This is a genomic window from Ureibacillus suwonensis, assembly GCF_042655065.1.
Classification (GTDB): Bacteria; Bacillota; Bacilli; order Bacillales_A; family Planococcaceae; genus Ureibacillus; species Ureibacillus suwonensis.
Genome location: NZ_JBHSNQ010000128.1, coordinates 1 through 1,984, shown reverse-complemented (window position 1 = coordinate 1,984; position 1,984 = coordinate 1). Strand labels below are relative to the sequence as shown.

Genomic DNA, 1,984 nt, shown 5'->3' with positions numbered 1-1,984 from the left:
TCTAATTTTACAGGCACGATATTGAGTTTTTCCGTTGTCAAAAAAAGAACACCTCCTCTGTAATTGTTACTTTCATCTTACAGGGAGGTGTCATTGATTTATAGGCGTTGTTTGATTTCGGGCTTACGGCTTACTGACAAAGAACCATATTATAGAGCCTATAAATCTTATTCCGTATAACAAAAAAACGTTTCCCAAATTATCAGGAAACGTTTTTTTGGAACTTACTTTAATCATGGATGCCGATGGTGGGAGTCGAACCCACACTCCTTTTGGGAACACGATTTTGAGTCGTGCGCGTCTGCCAATTCCGCCACATCGGCGTAATATTATCTTTTTGTCTCATTTGGAGGCGGCTACCGGATTCGAACCGGTGATAAGGGTGTTGCAGACCCGTGCCTTACCACTTGGCTAAGCCGCCAACACTGGAGCGGAAGACGGGACTCGAACCCGCGACCCCCACCTTGGCAAGGTGGTGTTCTACCACTGAACTACTTCCGCATACTTGATGGCTGGGGTACCAGGATTCGAACCTGGGCATGACGGAATCAAAATCCGTTGCCTTACCACTTGGCTATACCCCAATTATATCATATAAAATCCTTATATTCTATATTGGTGGAAACCTAATGGAATCCTTTTTTATTTTCGAATCCATTTTCAGTTTTTATGGGGCGACTGATGGGAATCGAACCCACGAATGCCGGAGCCACAATCCGGTGCGTTAACCACTTCGCCACAGTCGCCATCATGTCTGGTTCATTGGCAGGGGCAGTAGGAATCGAACCCACACTGAAGGTTTTGGAGACCTTTGTTCTACCATTAAACTATGCCCCTGTAATATCAGATGGTGGAGGGGGGCGGATTCGAACCGCCGAACCCAAAGGGAACGGATTTACAGTCCGTCGCGTTTAGCCACTTCGCTACCCCTCCGAAAGTATGGTGCCGGCGAAAGGAATCGAACCCTCAACCTACTGATTACAAGTCAGTTGCTCTACCAGTTGAGCTACGCCGGCATTTATTTTCAAAATGGTGGGTTGGGGCGGAATCGAACCGCCGACACGAGGATTTTCAGTCCTCTGCTCTACCGACTGAGCTACCGACCCACTATTTTTTAATGGCGGTCCCGACGGGACTCGAACCCGCGATCTCCTGCGTGACAGGCAGGCATGTTAACCACTACACCACGGGACCACTCTTTGGTTGCGGGGGCAGGATTTGAACCTGCGACCTCCGGGTTATGAGCCCGACGAGCTACCAGACTGCTCTACCCCGCGATAATAAGTATTTTTATGGTGGAGGATGACGGGATCGAACCGCCGACCCTCTGCTTGTAAGGCAGATGCTCTCCCAGCTGAGCTAATCCTCCATATTGGTGACCCCTACGGGATTCGAACCCGTGTTACCGCCGTGAAAGGGCGGTGTCTTAACCACTTGACCAAGGGGCCAATCCTTAATAATGGCGGAGAGTAAGGGATTTGAACCCTTGAGACAGGTTATCCCCGTCTACACGATTTCCAATCGTGCTCCTTCAGCCACTCGGACAACTCTCCAAGAAGCATGGCTCCGAAGGTAGGATTCGAACCTACGACCAATCGGTTAACAGCCGATTGCTCTACCACTGAGCTACTTCGGAATGATTCTATTTTCAAGCCCAGCGACGTCCTACTCTCGCAGGGGGAAGCCCCCAACTACCATCGGCGCTAAAGAGCTTAACTTCCGTGTTCGGTATGGGAACGGGTGTGACCTCTTTGCTATCATCACTAGGCTTGTTTTCTCACCGAAAGACAAATATTATTATATCATATTTCGTTTATTTGTCAAGTATTTATTTGAATTTTTTTAGTAGTTGAGAGGTTGTTCTCTCAAAACTGGATAACGGCATTGAAAGCTTTTCTTTTGGTTAAGTCCTCGATCGATTAGTATCCGTCAGCTCCACACGTCACCGTGCTTCCACCTCGGACCTATCTACCTCATCGTCTTT

The 1,984-nt window shown here is 48.3% G+C and carries 15 tRNA genes and 2 rRNA genes; all 17 read right to left on the bottom strand.

Annotated features, from left to right (window positions below):
• Window positions 1–240: 240 nt before the first annotated feature.
• Window positions 241–323, bottom strand: a tRNA-Leu gene (locus ACFPOH_RS11160).
• A gap of 24 nt (window positions 324–347) precedes the next feature.
• Window positions 348–421, bottom strand: a tRNA-Cys gene (locus ACFPOH_RS11155).
• A 5-nt stretch (window positions 422–426) separates the two neighbouring features.
• Window positions 427–501 (bottom strand) — tRNA-Gly (locus ACFPOH_RS11150).
• 8 nt (window positions 502–509) lie between these two features.
• Window positions 510–584, bottom strand: a tRNA-Gln gene (locus tag ACFPOH_RS11145).
• Between the two features lie 86 nt (window positions 585–670).
• Window positions 671–746: transfer RNA gene (locus ACFPOH_RS11140), tRNA-His, on the bottom strand.
• Window positions 747–763: 17 nt separating this feature from the next.
• Window positions 764–837: transfer RNA gene (locus ACFPOH_RS11135), tRNA-Trp, on the bottom strand.
• 11 nt (window positions 838–848) lie between these two features.
• Window positions 849–933, bottom strand: a tRNA-Tyr gene (locus ACFPOH_RS11130).
• A 7-nt stretch (window positions 934–940) separates the two neighbouring features.
• Window positions 941–1,016: transfer RNA gene (locus tag ACFPOH_RS11125), tRNA-Thr, on the bottom strand.
• Window positions 1,017–1,030: 14 nt separating this feature from the next.
• A tRNA-Phe gene (locus ACFPOH_RS11120) sits at window positions 1,031–1,106 on the bottom strand.
• Between the two features lie 12 nt (window positions 1,107–1,118).
• A tRNA-Asp gene (locus ACFPOH_RS11115) sits at window positions 1,119–1,194 on the bottom strand.
• A 6-nt stretch (window positions 1,195–1,200) separates the two neighbouring features.
• Window positions 1,201–1,277, bottom strand: a tRNA-Met gene (locus ACFPOH_RS11110).
• Window positions 1,278–1,293: 16 nt separating this feature from the next.
• A tRNA-Val gene (locus tag ACFPOH_RS11105) sits at window positions 1,294–1,369 on the bottom strand.
• A gap of 4 nt (window positions 1,370–1,373) precedes the next feature.
• Window positions 1,374–1,448 (bottom strand) — tRNA-Glu (locus ACFPOH_RS11100).
• A 12-nt stretch (window positions 1,449–1,460) separates the two neighbouring features.
• Window positions 1,461–1,553: transfer RNA gene (locus ACFPOH_RS11095), tRNA-Ser, on the bottom strand.
• Window positions 1,554–1,561: 8 nt separating this feature from the next.
• Window positions 1,562–1,636, bottom strand: a tRNA-Asn gene (locus ACFPOH_RS11090).
• Window positions 1,637–1,652: 16 nt separating this feature from the next.
• Window positions 1,653–1,768 (bottom strand): 5S ribosomal RNA (rrf, locus tag ACFPOH_RS11085).
• A 131-nt stretch (window positions 1,769–1,899) separates the two neighbouring features.
• Window positions 1,900–1,984 (bottom strand): 23S ribosomal RNA (locus tag ACFPOH_RS11080); the annotation flags it as partial.